We start from the raw sequence: 16,711 nt of genomic DNA, 5'->3' as shown, positions 1-16,711 counted from the left end.
TGAAATTTAAGGAAGCAGAGGATGGCCGAGCTGACCATCTCGACGGAGGAGATCCGCGGCGCCCTGGAGCGCTACGTCTCCTCCTACTCGTCCGAACTCTCCCGCGAGGAGGTCGGCACCGTCGCCGACACCGGCGACGGCATCGCCCACGTCGAGGGTCTCCCCTCGACCATGACCAACGAGCTCCTGGAGTTCGAGGACGGCACCCTGGGTGTGGCGCTGAACCTCGACGTCCGGGAGATCGGTGTCGTCGTTCTCGGTGACTCCGCCAAGCTCGAAGAGGGCCAGCGCGTCAAGCGCACCGGCCGGGTGCTCTCCGTGCCGGTCGGCGACGCCTTCCTCGGCCGCGTGGTCAACGCCCTCGGCGAGCCGATCGACGCGCTCGGCGACATCCCCAACGAGGGCTTCCGCGAGCTGGAGCTTCAGGCCCCGAACGTGATGTCGCGGCAGTCGGTCAGCGAGCCGCTGCAGACCGGCCTCAAGGCCGTCGACGCCATGACCCCGATCGGCCGTGGCCAGCGTCAGCTGATCATCGGTGACCGGAAGACCGGCAAGACCACCGTCGCGCTGGACACCATCCTCAACCAGCGGGACAACTGGCGCTCCGGCGACCCGAAGAAGCAGGTCCGCTGCATCTACGTCGCCATCGGCCAGAAGGCCTCCACGGTCGCCTCGATCAAGGGCGTCCTGGAGCAGGCGGGCGCGATGGAATACACCACCATCGTGGCCTCCCCGGCCTCCGACCCGGCCGGCTTCAAGTACCTCGCCCCCTACACCGGTTCGTCCATCGGGCAGCACTGGATGTACGGCGGCAAGCACGTCCTGATCGTCTTCGACGACCTGAGCAAGCAGGCCGAGGCGTACCGCGCGGTGTCCCTGCTGCTGCGTCGCCCGCCGGGCCGTGAGGCGTACCCGGGTGACGTCTTCTACCTGCACTCCCGCCTGCTGGAGCGCTGCGCGAAGCTCTCCGACGAGCTGGGTGGCGGCTCGATGACCGGTCTGCCGATCATCGAGACGAAGGCCAACGACATCTCGGCCTTCATCCCGACCAACGTCATCTCCATCACCGACGGCCAGATCTTCCTCGAGACCGACCTGTTCAACCAGGGCGTCCGGCCGGCCATCAACGTCGGCACCTCGGTCTCCCGGGTCGGTGGCGCCGCCCAGGTGAAGCCGATGCGGAAGGTCGCCGGCTCGCTGCGGCTCAACCTGGCCCAGTTCCGTGAGCTGGAGGCGTTCGCCGCCTTCGCCTCCGACCTGGACAAGACCTCCCGGGCCCAGCTCGACCGGGGTTCCCGCCTGGTGGAGCTGCTCAAGCAGGCGAACTACTCGCCGTACCCGGTGCAGGAGCAGGTCGTCTCGGTCTGGGCCGGCACCGAGGGCAAGCTGGACGACATCCCGGTCGGCGAGGTCCGCCGCTTCGAGTCCGAGTTCCTCCAGTACCTCCGCCACAAGCACGAGGGTGTGCTGGCCGGCATCGCCGACAACCAGTGGAACGACGACATCGTCGGCTCGCTGGACGCCGCGATCGCCGAGTTCAAGCAGGTCTTCCTCGGCAAGGAAGACGAGCGGCGGATCAACGACGCCCCGGCCGCGCCGCTGGAGGGTGAGGAGAACCGCGAGACGGTTACCCGCTTCCGCGACGGCCAGGCCGAGAAGCGGTAAGGGCTGACTCATGGCGGCCCAGGTACGCGTTCTTCGTCAACGGATCCGCTCGGCGAAGGGGATGAAGAAGATCACCAAGGCGATGGAGCTCGTGGCGACGAGCCGCATCGCCAAGGCCCAGGCCCGGGTGGCGGCGTCCCTGCCGTACGCCCAGGCCGTCACCGGCGTGCTCACGGCGCTCGCGTCCAACTCGCAGATCGACCACCCGCTGCTCACCGCGCGTCCGCGGGTGCGGCGGGCGGGCGTCCTGCTGGTCACCTCCGACCGCGGCCTCGCCGGTGGTTACAGCTCCAACGCCATCAAGATGGCCGAGTCGCTGATCGCCCGGCTGCGGGCCGACGGCAAGGAGCCGGTGCTCTACGTCATCGGGCGCAAGGGTGTCGGGTTCTTCCGGTTCCGCGACCGGCCGATCGAGGCCAACTGGACGGGCTTCTCCGAGCAGCCGACCTTCGCCGACGCCCGCACGGTGGGTGAGACGCTGATCAAGGCGTTCACCGCCGGCGCGGACGACGTCGACGGCGGCGCCGGGGCGGACGGTGTGCTCGGCGTCGACGAGCTGCACATCGTCTACACCGAGTTCCAGTCCCTGATGACCCAGACGCCGGTCACCAGGATCATCGGGCCCATGCAGGTGGAGGACCGCCCCCGGTCCGAGGGCGCGCTGCCGGCGTACGAGTTCGAGCCGGACGCGGAGGCGCTGCTCGACGCGCTGCTGCCGAAGTACATCAACACGCGGATCTACGCGGCGTTGCTGGAGTCGGCGGCGAGCGAGTCGGCGGCCCGTCGGCGGGCGATGAAGAGCGCCACCGACAACGCCGAAGAGATGATCGAGAAGTACACGCGCGAGATGAATTCGGCCCGTCAAGCCGGGATCACCCAGGAGATCAGCGAGATCGTCGGCGGCGCGAACGCGCTCGCCGCGTCGGGAAGTGAAGTGTGATGACTGTATCCGCAGTTGCTGGTGGACCAGCCGAGACCGGGACGGCCACGGGTCGCGTGGTCCGGGTCATCGGCCCGGTCGTCGACGCCGAGTTCCCGCGCGACGCCATGCCGGCCCTGTTCAACGCCCTGCACGTGGACGTGACGCTCTCCGGTGGCGAGAAGACGCTGACCCTGGAGGTCGCCCAGCACCTGGGTGACAACCTGGTCCGCGCCATCTCGATGCAGCCGACCGACGGCCTGGTCCGTGGCGCCGAGGTGCGCGACACCGGGTCGCCGATCATGGTTCCGGTGGGCGACACGGTCAAGGGCCACGTGTTCAACGCCATCGGCGAGTGCCTCAACCTGACCGAGGGCGAGACGCTCCAGCCGGACGACCACTGGGGCATCCACCGCAAGGCTCCGGCCTTCGCGGACCTGGAGCCGAAGACCGAGATGCTGGAGACCGGCATCAAGGTCATCGACCTGCTCGCCCCGTACGTCAAGGGCGGCAAGATCGGCCTGTTCGGCGGTGCCGGCGTGGGCAAGACGGTGCTCATCCAGGAGATGATCACCCGTGTCGCCCGGAACTTCGGTGGCACCTCGGTCTTCGCCGGCGTGGGTGAGCGCACCCGCGAGGGCAACGACCTCATCGCCGAGATGACCGAGTCCGGCGTCATCGACAAGACCGCGCTGGTCTACGGCCAGATGGACGAGCCGCCGGGCACCCGGCTCCGGGTCGCCCTCTCCGCGCTGACCATGGCGGAGTACTTCCGTGACGTGAAGAAGCAGGAGGTGCTGCTCTTCATCGACAACATCTTCCGCTTCACGCAGGCCGGTTCGGAGGTCTCCACCCTGCTCGGCCGTATGCCGAGCGCCGTGGGTTACCAGCCGACCCTGGCCGACGAGATGGGCGAGCTCCAGGAGCGGATCACCTCCGTCCGGGGCCAGGCCATCACCTCGATGCAGGCGATCTACGTGCCGGCGGACGACTACACCGACCCCGCCCCGGCCACCACGTTCGCCCACCTCGACGCGACCACCAACCTGGAGCGGTCGATCTCCGACAAGGGCATCTACCCGGCCGTGGACCCGCTGGCGTCCTCGTCCCGGATCCTCGCCCCGGAGTTCGTCGGCGCCGAGCACTTCGCGGTGGCGACCGAGGTGAAGCGGATCCTGCAGAAGTACAAGGACCTGCAGGACATCATCGCCATCCTCGGCATCGAGGAGCTCTCCGAGGAAGACAAGATCACCGTGCAGCGTGCGCGGCGCATCGAGCGCTTCCTGTCGCAGAACACCTACGCGGCGGAGCAGTTCACCGGCGTGCCGGGCTCGACGGTCCCGATCGAGGAGACCATCCAGGCCTTCAAGAAGATCAGCGAGGGTGAGTACGACCACCTCCCCGAGCAGGCCTTCTTCATGTGCGGTGGTCTGGAGGACCTGGAGCGCAAGGCTGCTGAGCTGATGAAGGGCTGACCAGTCGGTCCTGTGCGAGAGGCCGCCCCGGCACTGCCGGGGCGGCCTCTCGTCTTCGTTTGCGGGGTCGTCCGGGCGGCGCTGCCCGGTTCCGGCCGTTCGGCGATCATGTCGCCAGCGGGGTACCGTCGATCCGCTCGCCCCCGCGTGGGCGTCCAACTGCAACCATTCGGCTGTGTGCGCCCGTCTCCTCATCGTGGGCGTGACGAACGGAGATGATCGTGGGTAAGGCCGGCAAGGGTGGCGGCAGGCCGTCGAGGTGGTCGGGCGTGCCCCGCTGGGCGCGGGTCTGCACCGTGTTCGGGGCCGTCCTCGTGCTCGTCAGCGGCGCCGTGCTGGCCGGCGCCGAGGCGCTGATGACCCGCTACGAGGGCGCCGTCGGCAAGGCCGACCTCTTCGGCGACCAGGCGGCCGGGGCGAAGGAGCGCAAGAGCGACATCAAGGGCCCGCTGAACATCCTGCTGGTGGGGATCGACCCGCGTGAGCCGGAGACGCCGCCGCTGGCCGACTCGGTCATGGTGCTGCACGTGCCGGCGGAACTGGACCGGGCCTACCTCTTCTCGATGCCGCGCGACCTCATCGTGGAGATCCCCAAGTTCAGCCGGGCGGAGTTCAACGGCGGCACCGACAGGCTCAACGCGGCGATGTCGTACGGCAGCCGGGTGCCCGGCGCCAACCCGGACGCCGCCCGCGGCTTCGAACTGCTGGCGTCGACCGTGCAGAACGCCACCGGCATCACGCGTTTCGACGCCGGCGCGATCATCAACTTCAGCGGCTTCAAGAAGATCGTCGACGCGATGGGCGGCGTCACGATGCAGATCGAGCGCGAGGTGCGCTCCGAGCACCGGGAGCCGGACGGCAAGCACCGTAAGGGCAACCCGAACGGTGACGGCTACGTCGGGCCGCAGGCGGTCTACAAGAAGGGCAGCCAGCACCTCAACGGTTGGCAGGCGCTCGACTACGTCCGTCAGCGCTACCCGAAGAACGGCGTGCCCGACGGCGACTACGGCCGGCAGCGGCACCAGCAGCAGTTCGTCAAGGCCATGGCGGGCCAGGCGCTGAGCGCCGACGTGGTGACGAACCCGGTGAAGCTGGACCGGGTGCTGCGGGCGGCCGGGCAGTCGCTGATCTTCAGCGGCCGGGGCAACGGCGTGGTCGACTTCGGGCTGGCGCTGAAGAACATCCGCCCGGAGACGATCCAGATGATCAAGCTGCCGGGCGGGTCGGTCACCGTCAACGGCAGATACCGGGGCGAGAGGTTCGAGCCCGCGGTGGACGATTTCTTCACCGCCCTGAAGAAGGAACAACTCGACGCTTTCCTGGTGGAGCATCCCGACTTCCAGAACAAGGCGAAGTAGTCGTGGCGCAGGTCTCGCCACCCGCCTTGGGTGCTGGCCGGCGGCCCGACTAGACTTTCGACAATCCGCCGCCGCAGCAAGGAGACAGCGTGGCAAAGCAGCTTCACGTCGAGCTCGTAGCCGTCGAGGAGAAGGTCTGGTCCGGCGAGGCCGAGATGGTCGTCGCCCGCACGACCGAGGGCGAGCTGGGTGTGCTGGCGGGGCACGCGCCCCTGCTCGGTCAGCTTGCCGAGCCCGGCCAGGTGCGCATCAAGCTTCCCGGCGGCGAGCAGGTCTCCTACGAGGTCGCCGGTGGCTTCCTGTCGGTGAGCGCCGACGGCGTCACCGTACTGGCCGAGAGCGCCACCCCGGTCTCCGCCGCGCAGAGCCGCTGAGCCGAAACGTCGATGGGGATCGTCGAAGGGATCGGAATCGGCGTCGCTGTCATCCTCGGCGCACTTCTGATCCTCTTCGCCCGGCGGGCCGTCGTCACCCGCAGCGGGGGCATCATCCGGCTCGGCGTACGGACCTCCACGATGCTCGACGGCCGAGGCTGGTCTCCCGGCTTCGGCCGTTTCGTCGGCGACCAGCTCCGCTGGTACCGGCTGTTCAGCTTCGCCATCCGGCCCACCCGGGTGCTCTGCCGCAAGGGGCTGGCCGTCGAGCGCCGGCGGCTCCCCGAGGGGCAGGAGCGCCTGTCGATGCCCGCCGACTGGGTCATCCTCCGCTGTACGAGTGACCACGCCCCGGTGGAGATCGCCATGGCCCGGTCCACCGTCACCGGTTTCCTCTCCTGGCTCGAGGCCGCCCCTCCGGGGGCGGTCTCGCCGCGTATGGCCTCCCAGGACTGGCCCGCAGCCTGACGTCCCGTCCAGTTCGACCTGGTACCCCTGACTGCTCCAGCACCAGGTACGTCGGGCCGAGCCGCCAGGAGCGACCGGTCCGGCCACTCCGGGAACGACGTCCAGCGCAACTCGCCGAGCAGTCAGCCCCAGCAGCGTGTGGCGGCGCTCAGATCGGGCATCCAGACCTCGACGTGGTGCAGCGTGCCCACCGGGTCTCCGGTGGGCACGAGGGCCGCGTGGTCAGCGGTTACCGCCCGGCACCCATAGCACATCTCCGGCCGGATTTGCCGTCCTTGACAGGATGAAGAGCAGGTCGGAGAGCCGGTTGAGATACTTTGCCGGGAGCGGGCTGGTCCGATCGGGGTCGTGCGCGACCAGGGCCCACGCCGCCCGCTCGGCGCGCCGGGCGACCGTCCGCGCCACGTGCAGCAGCGCCGCACCCGCGGTGCCGCCGGGGAGGATGAAGGAGTCGAGCTTGCTGAGGCGTGCGTTGTACTCGTCGCACCAGCCCTCCAGGCGCTCGACGTACGCCTCGGTGACCCGCAGCGGCGGGTACTTCGGATCCGGCTCGACCGGGGTGGCCAGGTCGGCGCCCACATCGAACATGTCGTTCTGGATCGAGGCCAGGACGGCCCGCAGCTCGTCGTCGAGCTGCCCCAGGGCGAGCGCCACGCCGATCGCGGCGTTGCACTCGTCGACGTCCGCGTACGCGGAGATGCGCGGATCGGTCTTCGGCACCTGCTCGTTGTTGCTCAGCCTGGTCATGCCGGCGTCGCCGGCCTTGGTGTAGATGCGCGTGAGGTGGACGGCCATGACGCACAGCCTACGGATACCGGATCTGACGACCCCGGAGCGCCCGAGCGGCGGCACCGCCCGAACGGCGGGGGTGGGCCCCGGCGACGCCGGTGACCCGGCGGTCAACGACGTCGACGTCATCCGGGTACGCGGCGACGCGCGCCTGGCCGGCTCGGTGCACGTCGTCGGCGCCAAGAACTCGGCGCTGAAGCTGATGGCCGCCGCGCTGCTCGCCCCGGGGCGCAGCGTGATCACCAACGTGCCGCGCATCACCGACATCGCGATCATGGGCGAGGTGCTCCGCCGGCTCGGCTGCGGCGTCCACTTCGACGCCGACGATCCGGTCGACCCGATGGTCGCGCGCGGCGGGACGGCCCGGTCCCGGTCGGTCGTCATCGACGTCCCCGAGCAGCCCGGCACCGAGGCGGACTACGACCTCGTACGGCGGCTGCGCGCGTCGATCTGCGTGCTGGGTCCGCTGCTGGCCCGCTGCGGCTACGTGCGGGTGGCCCACCCCGGCGGCGACGCCATCGGGTCGCGGGGCCTCGACATGCACGTGTCGGGACTGACCCGGATGGGGGCCGAGATCTCCGGCGAGCACGGTTTCGTGATCGCGTCGGCGCCGCGAGGGCTGCACGGCGCGGAGATCGCGCTCGACTTCCCCAGCGTCGGAGCTACCGAGAACCTGATCATGGCGGCGGTGCTGGCCCGGGGGTCGAGTCTCATCGAGAACGCGGCCCGGGAGCCGGAGATCGTCGACATCTGCACCATGCTCAACGAGATGGGTGCCCGGATCTCCGGCGCCGGCACCTCCACCCTGCACATCAGGGGCGTGCCGGGGCTGCGGCCGGTGCGGCACGCCACGGTGGGGGACCGGATCGTGGCCGGCACGTGGGCCTTCGGCGCGGCGATGACCCGGGGGGACGTCACGGTGACCGGGGTGGCGCCGGCGTTCCTGGAGGTCGCGCTCGACAAGCTGGTCTCGGCGGGCGGCCTGGTGGAGACCCGGGGCGACGCGTTCCGCATCCGGATGGACGACCGGCCGCAGGCGGTGGACGTCGTCACGCTGCCGTTCCCGGGCTTCGCCACCGACCTGCTGCCGATGGCGATCGGCCTGGCCGCGGTGAGCGACGGGGCCTCCCTGATCACCGAGAACATCTTCGACGGCCGGTTCATGTTCGCCAACGAGATGATGCGGCTGGGGGCGGACATCAAGACCGACGGCCACCACGCGGTGGTCCGGGGCAGGCCCCGGCTCTCCGGTGCGCCCGTGCGTGCCACCGACATCCGGGCCGGCGCCGGGTTGATCATCGCCGGCCTCTGCGCGGAGGGGGTCACCGAGGTCTCCCACGTGCACCACGTGGACCGGGGCTACCCGGATTTCGCGGCCGACCTGCGCGCGCTCGGGGTCGAGGTGGACCGGGGCACCGCGCCCCAGGAGCCGGACCTCGCCATCTAGCCGACCGCCCGACAGCTCGGGCCCTGCGGCCCCGACCGCCCTCGGCGCCACCGCTCCCGGGCGCCCCTGCCGACATGCCTTAGCAGCCGTTCAGGCGGGCCGGTTAGGGTGCTGGCAGGAACTCAACCAGGCGAGGGAGAAACAGATGGCGGGTCGACTCGCGGTCGTCGGGGCCGGGCTGATGGGCTCGGGCATCGCCCAGGTGGCGGCGCAGGCGGGCTGGCAGGTGACGCTGCGGGACCTGGACGACGCGGCCACCGGGCGGGGCATGGACGGCATCCGCAAGTCGCTGACCAGGTTCGCCGAGAAGGGCAGGATCGAGGCGTCCGAGGTCGAGGCGACGCTGGGCCGGATCACGCCGACCACCGAGCTGGAGGCGGCGGCCGACGCCGACATCGTGGTCGAGGCGGTCTTCGAGCGGCTGGAGATCAAGCACGAGGTGTTCCGCGCGCTGGACAAGATCTGCAAGTCCGACGCGGTGCTGGCCACCAACACCTCGGCCATCCCGGTGACCCAGATCGCCGCGGTGACCGCACGCCCGGAGGCGGTCGTCGGCACCCACTTCTTCTCGCCGGTGCCGATGATGAAGCTCTGCGAGCTGGTGCGCGGCTACAAGACCAGCGACGAGACCCTGGCGACGGTGAGGTCGTTCGCCGAGGAGATCGGCAAGACCGTCGTGGTGGTCAACCGGGACATCGCGGGCTTCGTCACCACCCGGCTGATCTCGGCCCTGGTCGTCGAGGCGGTCAAGCTGGTCGAGTCGGGCGTGGTGTCGGCCGAGGACCTGGACACCGCCTGCCGGCTGGGTTTCGGCCACGCCATGGGCCCGCTGGCCACCACCGACCTGACCGGCGTGGACGTGTTGATGCACGCCTCGAAGAACATCTACGCCGACACCGCGGACGAGAAGTTCTTCCCGCCGGAGCTGCTCCAGCGGATGGTCACCGCGGGTGACCTCGGCCGCAAGAGCGGCAAGGGCTTCTACACGTACTGAGCACGTGGCGGACGGGGGCGGCACCGCCGGTGCCGCCCCGGGTTGGGCTCAGCCGTCGCGCTTGGTCGTCCAGCGGAACGTGGTCAGGCAGAGCACCAGGCCGACCACGCACCACACGACGAGCACCAGGGCGACCCGGTCCAGCTCGAACGAGCCGCCCGGCTCGCGGGCGCCGAAGGACTCCGGCAGGAAGACCGAGCGCAGGCCCTGGCACATCCACTTCAGCGGGAAGAGCGCCGCCACCTGCTGCATCCACGTCGGCAGCTCGGTGAAGACGAAGAAGACCCCGGAGATGAACTGGAGCACCAGCGCGACCGGGGTGACCACCGCCGAGCCGCTGCGGGCGGTGCGGGCCAGCGACGAGATGGCGATGCCGCACAGCGTGCAGGCGGTGACGCCGAGCACCGACACCCAGCCGAAGGTCAGCCACTTCGCGGCGGTGCCGGGCAGCTCCAGGTCGAACAGGGCCACCGAGACGGCGAGCAGCAGCACCGTCTCGGCGATGCCGATCGCCACCACCATGAGCACCTTGCCGGCGAACCAGACCCACTTCGGCATCGGCGTGCCCCGGTAGCGCTTGAGCACCCCCCGGTCGCGCTCGATCGGGATCCAGATGCCGAGGTTCTGGAAGCTCACCGTCATCAGGCCGGTGGCGATCATGCCGGTGATGAAGTATTGCGTGTAGCTGATCCCGGGGGCGATGTCGTCGTCGAAGATCGCCGCGAAGATCAGGATCATGATGACCGGGAAGCCCATCGTGAAGACGACGGACTCCCGGCTGCGCAGGAACTGGGTGATCTCCAGCCGGCTCTGGCGCAGCGTGAGGGCGACCGGACCGGGCCGTCGGGACGGTGCCGTGCTGGCCGGCGCGGCCGGCTGCGTCGTGGTGGTCATGCGTGTCCGATCATGCGCAGGTAGATGTCCTCCAGGGTCGGCCGGGTCACCGTCAGGCCGGGGACCTCACCGCCGAAGCGCGCGGCCAGCTCCGCCACCAGCGCCGTCGGCGTCGCGCTCTCCGCCGACTCCCGAGCCCCCTGCGGCGTACGCCAGGAGACCGTGGCGAGGGCCTCCCGCCGGTTGCCCAGCTGGTCGGGCCTGGCCACCTCGATCAACCGACCGCCCGCGATCACACCGACCCGGTCGGCGAGGGCCTCGGCCTCGTCGAGGTAGTGGGTGGTGAGGACGATTGTGGTGCCGGCGGCGGCCAGGTCGCGGATCAGCTCCCAGAACTCCCGCCGTGCCTCCGGGTCGAAGCCGGTGGTCGGTTCGTCCAGGAAGAGCAGATCGGGGCGGCCGACGATGCCGAGCGCCACGTCGAGGCGGCGCTTCTGCCCGCCGGAGAGGGTGTGCGTGCGGGCCTTCGCCTTGTCGGCCAGCCCGACTCGCTCGATGACCTTGCCGGGATCCTCCGCGTCGGCGTAGAAACCGGAGAAGTGGCGCACGACCTCGGCGACCGTCAGCTCGTCGAACTCGCCGGTGCCCTGGAGCACGATGCCCACCCGGGAGCGCCAGTCGGCGGCCGGCCGGGCCGGGTCGCTGCCGAGGACGGCGACGTCACCGGCGTCGCGCCGCCGGTAGCCCTCCAGGATCTCCACGGTGGTGGTCTTGCCGGCGCCGTTGGGGCCGAGGAGGGCGAAGACCTCGCCGCGGTGGACGTCGAGGTCCACGCCGGCCACGGCGACGTTGTCGCCGTACGCCTTGCGCAGCCCCCGTACGGAGATCGCCAACTCGTCATGCATTTGTCAAGTGTGCGACCCGGTACCGGCGGCGGCCCGGCCGGGGGGTGTGGTGTTCGCAACCGTGCCGGACGCGTCGCCCGGGGGGACCGGCCGGATCGAGCTGTGTGGTTTTCCACAGCCCCGGTGACTGGCCGGTAACTTAGACTCCCGCCATGGACGAGATGGCTCTCTCGGGCCGGCTGCCCGAGCGCGACCGCCCGTGGGTGATGCGCACGTACGCCGGGCACAGCTCGGCCGCCGCGACCAACGCGCTCTTCCGCCGCAACCTGGCGAAGGGGCAGACCGGGCTGTCGGTCGCCTTCGACCTGCCGACGCAGACCGGCTACGACCCCGACCACGAGCTCGCCGTCGGCGAGGTCGGCCGGGTGGGGGTCCCGGTGGCGCACCTCGGCGACATGCGGGCCCTCTTCGACGGCATCCCGCTGGCCGACACGAACACGTCCATGACCATCAACGCACCGGCGATGTGGCTGCTCGCCCTCTACGGCACCGTCGGCACGGAGCAGGGCGCCGAGCTGGCCCGCTGCGCCGGCACCACCCAGAACGACATCATCAAGGAATACCTCTCCCGGGGTACGCACATCTTCCCGCCGGCCGCCTCGCTGCGGCTGACCGCCGACGTCATCGCGTACACGCTGCGTGAGATGCCGCGCTGGAACCCGGTGAACATCTGCTCCTACCACCTCCAGGAGGCCGGCGCGACGCCGGTGCAGGAGGTCGGCTTCGCGCTCGCCACCGCCGTCGCGGTGCTCGACGCGGTCCGCGACTCGGGGCAGGTGCCCGGGGAGCGGATGGGCGACGTCGTGCAGCGGATCTCATTCTTCGTCAACGCCGGCGTGCGCTTCGTCGAGGAGACCGCCAAGATGCGCGCCTTCGGCGTGCTCTGGGACGAGATCACCCGCGAGCGCTACGGGGTGGAGAACCCGAAGCAGCGGCGGTTCCGCTACGGGGTGCAGGTCAACTCGCTGGGGCTGACCGAGGCGCAGCCGGAGAACAACATCCAGCGCATCGTGCTGGAGATGCTCGGCGTGACCCTCTCCCGGGACGCCCGGGCCCGTGCCGTGCAGCTGCCCGCCTGGAACGAGGCGCTCGGCCTGCCCCGGCCGTGGGACCAGCAGTGGTCGCTGCGGATGCAGCAGGTGCTCGCGTACGAGTCGGACCTGCTGGAGTACCCGGACCTCTTCGCGGGCTCGCACGTGATGACCGCGCTGGTCGACGAGATCGTCGCCGGTGCCCGGGCGGAACTGGACGGGGTGCTGGAGTCCGGCGGCGTCGTCGCCGCCGTGGAGACCGGCTACCTCAAGAGCGCCCTCGTCGCCTCGCTGGCCGAGCGGCGCCGCCGGATGGAGGCCGGCACCGACGTGGTGGTCGGCGTCAACCGGTTCACCGAGACCGAGCCGTCGCCGCTGACGGCCGCCGGTGCCGAGGCCGTCGAACGGGTCGACCCGGCCGTCGAGGCGGCGGCCACGGCCTCCGTACGCCGGTGGCGGGTCGACCGGGACGACGCGGCTGTCGACGCGGCGCTGGCGCGGCTGTGCGCGGACGCCGCGACCACTGCGAACCTGATGCCGGCGACGCTGGAGTGCGTGCGGGCCGGGGTGACCACCGGCGAGTGGGCCGGCGCGCTGCGGCGGGTCTTCGGCGAGTACCGGGCACCGACCGGCCTGGCCGGCGGCGCCGGGGCCGGCGGCGACGCCACCCTGGTCGCGGTCCGGGCGCGGGTCGCCGCCACCGCTCGCGAGCTGGGCGGCGGCCGGCTGCGGCTGCTCGTCGGCAAGCCCGGCCTCGACGGACACTCCAACGGCGCGGAGCAGATCGCGGTACGCGCCCGCGATGCCGGCTTCGAGGTGGTCTACCAGGGCATCCGGCTGACCGCCGGGCAGATCGTCGCCGCCGCCGTCGAGGAGGACGTGGACCTCGTCGGGCTCTCGGTGCTCTCCGGCTCGCACCTGGCGGCGGTGCCGGCGGTGCTGGCCGGCCTGCGTGCCGCCGGTCGCCCGGACCTGCCGGTGGTGGTCGGCGGGATCATCCCCGCCGGCGACGCGGAGCAGCTCCGCGCCGCCGGGGTGGCCCGCGTCTTCACGCCGAAGGACTTCGCCCTGACCGGGATCATCGACGAGCTGGTCACCGTGATCCGGGAAGCCAACGCCCCGGACGGAGGGGCGGGTCAGCGGCTGGCGTAGGTCATGCAGTCGGCCAGGTCGTTGTCCGGGCCGACCTTGATCGCCGGCGCGTGGCACTCCAGCTGCTCGTTGTGCCGGCAGTCCGCGCGCTGGCAGGCGCCGACCTGCGCGGTCATGCCGCCGTCCACCCCGACGCGGACCGTGGGCATGTCGACGAACGTGTGGCAGTGCGCGTGGTCCGGGCTGCCGATGGTGATGGCGAAGGCATGGCAGTCGTTCGTGTGGTTGTACGAGCAGGCCGCGACCACACACTCCTGGACGCGGGGCATCTCCGTTGCTGCGGTCATGAGACCTCCTCTAGAGTCCTGCCCCGATTTTAGGCTTTTGCGGCCTTCCGTGAGGCTGGTTCAGCCCGGCCCGAGCACCTCCGAGAGCGGCGCCGGCTCAAGGCCGCGCTCGGCCAGCCCCGCCAGGATGTGCGGCAGCGCCTCGTCCGTCATCGCCGCGTTCGCCTCCGTCACGTGCAGGATGATCACCGAACCGGGGCGCACCCCGTCGAGCGCCGCGCGCACCACCGGCCGCCAGGACTTCGCGAACGGGTCGCCGCTGACCACGTCGCCGTCCACCACGGTCACCCCCAGGGGCGCCAGCGCGGCCAGGGCCTTCCGGTCGTGGCACAGCCCCGGGAAGCGGAAGTACCGGGTCTGCCGCCCCCCGTACGCGGCCACCACGTCGAACGTCCGGGCCACGTCGGCCGTCATCTCCCGATCCGGGATGCGGGGCAGCCCGTAGCAGTCCGGGGTGAAGGCCAGATGCCCGTACGTGTGGTTGGCCAACTCGAAGCGCGGGTTCGCGGCGAGCCGGCGGGTCACGTCCGGGTACTGCTCGACCCACTTGCCGGTGAGGAAGAAGGTGGCCGGCACCCGTTCCCGCTCCAGCAGGTCGATGATCTTCAGGTTCGCGTACGACCGCACCGCCCCGCTGCGCAGTTGCCGCCGCATGGCGTCCGTCATGTCGGCGTCGAAGGTGAGGGCCACCTTGTTCCCCGTGCGAGGCCCATGATCGACGACGGGGGGCCTCGTCCCCACCGGTGTCGCTCCGGCGAGCGCCGCGCCGGGGAGCGCCGCGCCGGGCGTGGCCGGGGCCTGCCCCACCGCCCCCGGCGACGCCGGGGGCGTCGAGGCCGACCGTGCTGTCGAGGGCTGCGCGGCCCCGCCCGGCGCCGCGATCCAGGCGATGCCGGCGTCAGCCGGGGGGCGCAGCGTGGCCGGGCCGACGAGGAGCGCCACGGCGGCAACCCCGACGGCGAGCAGCGCGACGGGCAGAACGCGGGAGATCTTCACCTGCACCGGGGAATGATGTCAGTGCCTCGGACTCCGGTGTGCCCCGCCGAGGCCGCCCGCTGAGGGCCCGCCCCGGTCTCCCTGTGCTGCCCGGTTTCGCCGGTCGCTGTGCTGCTGCCTGGTCGCCGGTCGCTGTGCTGCCTGCTGCCCCGGTCGCCGAGGTTGCCCGACGTTGTCGGGAGATCTTGGTAGGGGAAGCCCCTTCGGGGGCCATTTGCTTCCAAGGTCTCGTCGGGTGCTCAGCGCCGCATGTCACGAGTGGCCGATTTGCGGTCGAATGTCGGTGTCTGTGTGGTGGTGCCTCACGTGGGATCGGGGTGGGTGTCGGGTTTGGGTGTGACCGGGGGCATCGTGGGGGCGGAATCGTGGCGGGGCCGGGGTCGTTACATCTTGCGTACGGCCGAGTACGGGGTGCGCCGCTGGTGCGCCCGGGCCCCCGGGAATGATGGCGGGCCGCCGGTCGTTACACCTGGTCCGGGCGGCGTGAGGGCATCCCCCGTCCCACCGAGCGGCCCGGTTCTCCCCTTCGAAAGCTTTCCCGACGTGTCGTCGGATTCTTGAGTTCGTTTGAGCGCCGGACGGTGCTTGTGTCCGCGCGTGCCGACCCCCCTTGGTGCGTGTGGGTGCCGACCCCCGAATGGAGCGTTTCTGATGAACACGATCATGCGTAAGGGTGTTCTTGGTGTTGCTGGTCTGGCGTTCGCCGGTGGTGTGTTCGCCGGTCCCGTGGCCGCGCAGGCCGCCGCGCCGGTGGACGCCTCCGTGGTGACGGTGCGCGCCGACAAGCCGGTCGTGGACAAGGCGAAGCTCATCCCGCACGGTGTGCAGGGCGAGCAGTCGCGTATCGACCTGTCCGACGAGCAGGTCGCGAACACCAAGTCGATCATCGCCGCGACGAAGAAGGCCGGTATGGACGAGCGGGCCGCGGTGGTGTCGATCGCGACGGCGTTGCAGGAGTCGAAGTTGGAGAACCTGGGTCACCTGGGTGACCGCAACGACCATGACTCGCAGGGCCTGTTCCAGCAGCGTCCGTCCAGTGGTTGGGGCAGTATCGAGCAGATCACCGACCCGGAGTACGCGACGACGGCGTTCCTGAAGGGTCTGAAGCAGGTTGACGGGTGGCAGGACATGCCGCTGACGGAGGCCGCGCAGACGGTGCAGGTGTCGGCGTACCCGGATCACTACGCGCAGTGGGAGCAGCTCGCCGCCGACCTCGTCGCCGAGCACTGGAACAGCTGACCACGAGCAGTCGAGCGAAACGCCGCTGGCCGGCACCCCACCCCGGGGTGCCGGCCAGTCGGCTGTTCGGAGCCCGGAGCCCGGAGCCCGGAGCCCGACGGTCAGACGCGGAAGCCGGCGGCCCGGGCCGCCTGACGTTCCCGCCGGCGTTCGGAGCGCCGGCGCAGGAACCAGAAGAGAAAGGCGACCAGCGCGAGCAGGAAGGCCAGCACCAACACCGGCAGGATGATCGCCACCACCGACATGACCACGCTGGTGGCGTCCTCGGCGGTGCTGGCCACCGGTGCGCCGACGCCGGCCGTGGTCGCGTTGATGACCGGTCGGGCGGCGGACTTCAACAGGTGTACGCCGAGGGCGATCACCACCCCGGTCACCACGGGGACCCACTGGTTGGACGAGAAGAAGCTGCCCGGGTCGCTGACCGTCACCGTCTCCGACGACGAGCCGGCGCCGAAGGCCAGGCCGCCGGCGGTGGGCCGGACCACGGTCTGCACGACGTCGTTGACGTGGTCGAGCACCGGGACCTTGTCGGCGACGACCTCCACGGCCAGCAGCACCGCCAGGATCGCGATCACCCAGCCGTTGCCCAGCCACTGCCACCCGCCGGGCAGGTCGATCAGGCTCGTGTAGCGGGCCAGCAGACCCATGGTGAGCAGGGGGATGTATGCGTTAAGCCCCGCCGAGGCGGCGAGACCCGTACCGGTGAGAACTTCGAGCACCATCTCAGCATGGCACCGGCACGCCAGTGCCGCTCGGTGGCGAGACCCAGGGTCTCGGC

At 70.8% G+C, this 16,711-nt stretch carries 16 protein-coding genes; 10 read left to right on the top strand and 6 right to left on the bottom strand.

Annotated features, from left to right (window positions below; all coding sequences use genetic code 11):
* Window positions 1-21: 21 nt before the first annotated feature.
* From atpA to ACQ452_RS23195, 6 genes are all read left to right on the top strand, one after another.
* Entirely contained in the window at window positions 22-1,665 is a 1,644-nt protein-coding gene (gene atpA / locus ACQ452_RS23220; protein WP_433387299.1) for a F0F1 ATP synthase subunit alpha, read from the top strand.
* Between the two features lie 10 nt (window positions 1,666-1,675).
* Window positions 1,676-2,605: a F0F1 ATP synthase subunit gamma gene (locus ACQ452_RS23215; protein ID WP_433387297.1), complete on the top strand. Its 930-nt coding sequence runs from the start codon at window positions 1,676-1,678 to the stop codon at window positions 2,603-2,605.
* Window positions 2,605-4,059, top strand: a complete 1,455-nt coding sequence (gene atpD, locus ACQ452_RS23210) for a F0F1 ATP synthase subunit beta (RefSeq protein WP_433387295.1) — start codon at window positions 2,605-2,607, stop codon at window positions 4,057-4,059. The genes ACQ452_RS23215 and atpD overlap by 1 nt, the downstream gene beginning before the upstream one ends.
* 215 nt (window positions 4,060-4,274) lie before the next feature.
* Entirely contained in the window at window positions 4,275-5,417 is a 1,143-nt protein-coding gene (locus tag ACQ452_RS23205) for an LCP family protein (RefSeq protein WP_433387293.1), read from the top strand.
* 89 nt (window positions 5,418-5,506) lie between these two features.
* Complete coding sequence (locus ACQ452_RS23200) at window positions 5,507-5,791, top strand: F0F1 ATP synthase subunit epsilon (protein WP_433387291.1); 285 nt, start codon at window positions 5,507-5,509, stop codon at window positions 5,789-5,791.
* Window positions 5,792-5,803: 12 nt separating this feature from the next.
* On the top strand, window positions 5,804-6,259 hold the full coding sequence (locus tag ACQ452_RS23195) for a DUF2550 domain-containing protein (RefSeq protein WP_433387289.1): 456 nt from the start codon (window positions 5,804-5,806) through the stop codon (window positions 6,257-6,259).
* A 222-nt stretch (window positions 6,260-6,481) separates the two neighbouring features.
* Here the strand turns inward: ACQ452_RS23195 and ACQ452_RS23190 are convergent, their stop codons facing one another.
* The gene (locus ACQ452_RS23190; RefSeq protein WP_433387287.1) at window positions 6,482-7,054 is read right to left on the bottom strand and encodes a cob(I)yrinic acid a,c-diamide adenosyltransferase; all 573 of its coding nucleotides are present in this window, start codon (window positions 7,052-7,054) and stop codon (window positions 6,482-6,484) included.
* On the opposite strand from ACQ452_RS23190, the gene murA reads away from it, so the two are divergent.
* A complete protein-coding gene (murA, locus tag ACQ452_RS23185) occupies window positions 7,053-8,495 on the top strand; it encodes a UDP-N-acetylglucosamine 1-carboxyvinyltransferase (RefSeq protein WP_433387286.1) in 1,443 nt (480 codons plus the stop codon). The genes ACQ452_RS23190 and murA overlap by 2 nt on opposite strands.
* 145 nt (window positions 8,496-8,640) lie before the next feature.
* The gene (locus ACQ452_RS23180; protein WP_433387285.1) at window positions 8,641-9,489 is read left to right on the top strand and encodes a 3-hydroxyacyl-CoA dehydrogenase family protein; all 849 of its coding nucleotides are present in this window, start codon (window positions 8,641-8,643) and stop codon (window positions 9,487-9,489) included.
* A 48-nt stretch (window positions 9,490-9,537) separates the two neighbouring features.
* On the opposite strand, the gene ACQ452_RS23175 is transcribed toward ACQ452_RS23180, so the two are convergent.
* Complete coding sequence (locus tag ACQ452_RS23175) at window positions 9,538-10,383, bottom strand: ABC transporter permease (RefSeq protein WP_433387284.1); 846 nt, start codon at window positions 10,381-10,383, stop codon at window positions 9,538-9,540.
* Window positions 10,380-11,228, bottom strand: coding sequence for an ABC transporter ATP-binding protein (locus ACQ452_RS23170; protein WP_433387282.1), 849 nt, complete (start codon window positions 11,226-11,228; stop codon window positions 10,380-10,382). Before ACQ452_RS23170 ends, ACQ452_RS23175 begins: the two co-directional genes overlap by 4 nt.
* A gap of 152 nt (window positions 11,229-11,380) precedes the next feature.
* Between ACQ452_RS23170 and ACQ452_RS23165 the strand changes: the two genes are divergently transcribed.
* Window positions 11,381-13,411 (top strand): protein meaA, encoded by a 2,031-nt coding sequence (locus ACQ452_RS23165; RefSeq protein ID WP_433387280.1) that lies wholly within the window; start codon window positions 11,381-11,383, stop codon window positions 13,409-13,411.
* Here the strand turns inward: ACQ452_RS23165 and ACQ452_RS23160 are convergent.
* On the bottom strand, window positions 13,396-13,698 hold the full coding sequence (locus ACQ452_RS23160; protein ID WP_433387278.1) for a DUF1540 domain-containing protein: 303 nt from the start codon (window positions 13,696-13,698) through the stop codon (window positions 13,396-13,398). The two genes, ACQ452_RS23165 and ACQ452_RS23160, sit on opposite strands and share 16 nt — an antisense overlap.
* 60 nt (window positions 13,699-13,758) lie before the next feature.
* The gene (locus ACQ452_RS23155; protein WP_433387277.1) at window positions 13,759-14,700 is read right to left on the bottom strand and encodes a polysaccharide deacetylase family protein; all 942 of its coding nucleotides are present in this window, start codon (window positions 14,698-14,700) and stop codon (window positions 13,759-13,761) included.
* 645 nt (window positions 14,701-15,345) lie between these two features.
* On the opposite strand from ACQ452_RS23155, the gene ACQ452_RS23150 reads away from it, so the two are divergent.
* A complete protein-coding gene (locus tag ACQ452_RS23150) occupies window positions 15,346-15,933 on the top strand; it encodes a hypothetical protein (protein WP_433387275.1) in 588 nt (195 codons plus the stop codon).
* A gap of 101 nt (window positions 15,934-16,034) precedes the next feature.
* Here ACQ452_RS23150 and ACQ452_RS23145 read toward each other — a convergent pair whose 3' ends face one another.
* Window positions 16,035-16,652: a DUF4126 domain-containing protein gene (locus ACQ452_RS23145; RefSeq protein WP_433394359.1), complete on the bottom strand. Its 618-nt coding sequence runs from the start codon at window positions 16,650-16,652 to the stop codon at window positions 16,035-16,037.
* Between the last annotated feature and the right edge of the window lie 59 nt (window positions 16,653-16,711).

The organism is Micromonospora sp. KLBMP9576 (assembly GCF_050941805.1).
Lineage (GTDB): Bacteria > Actinomycetota > Actinomycetes > Mycobacteriales > Micromonosporaceae > Micromonospora.
Note: the sequence above shows the minus strand (reverse complement) of the source record. Positions and strands in the feature narration are given on the sequence as shown.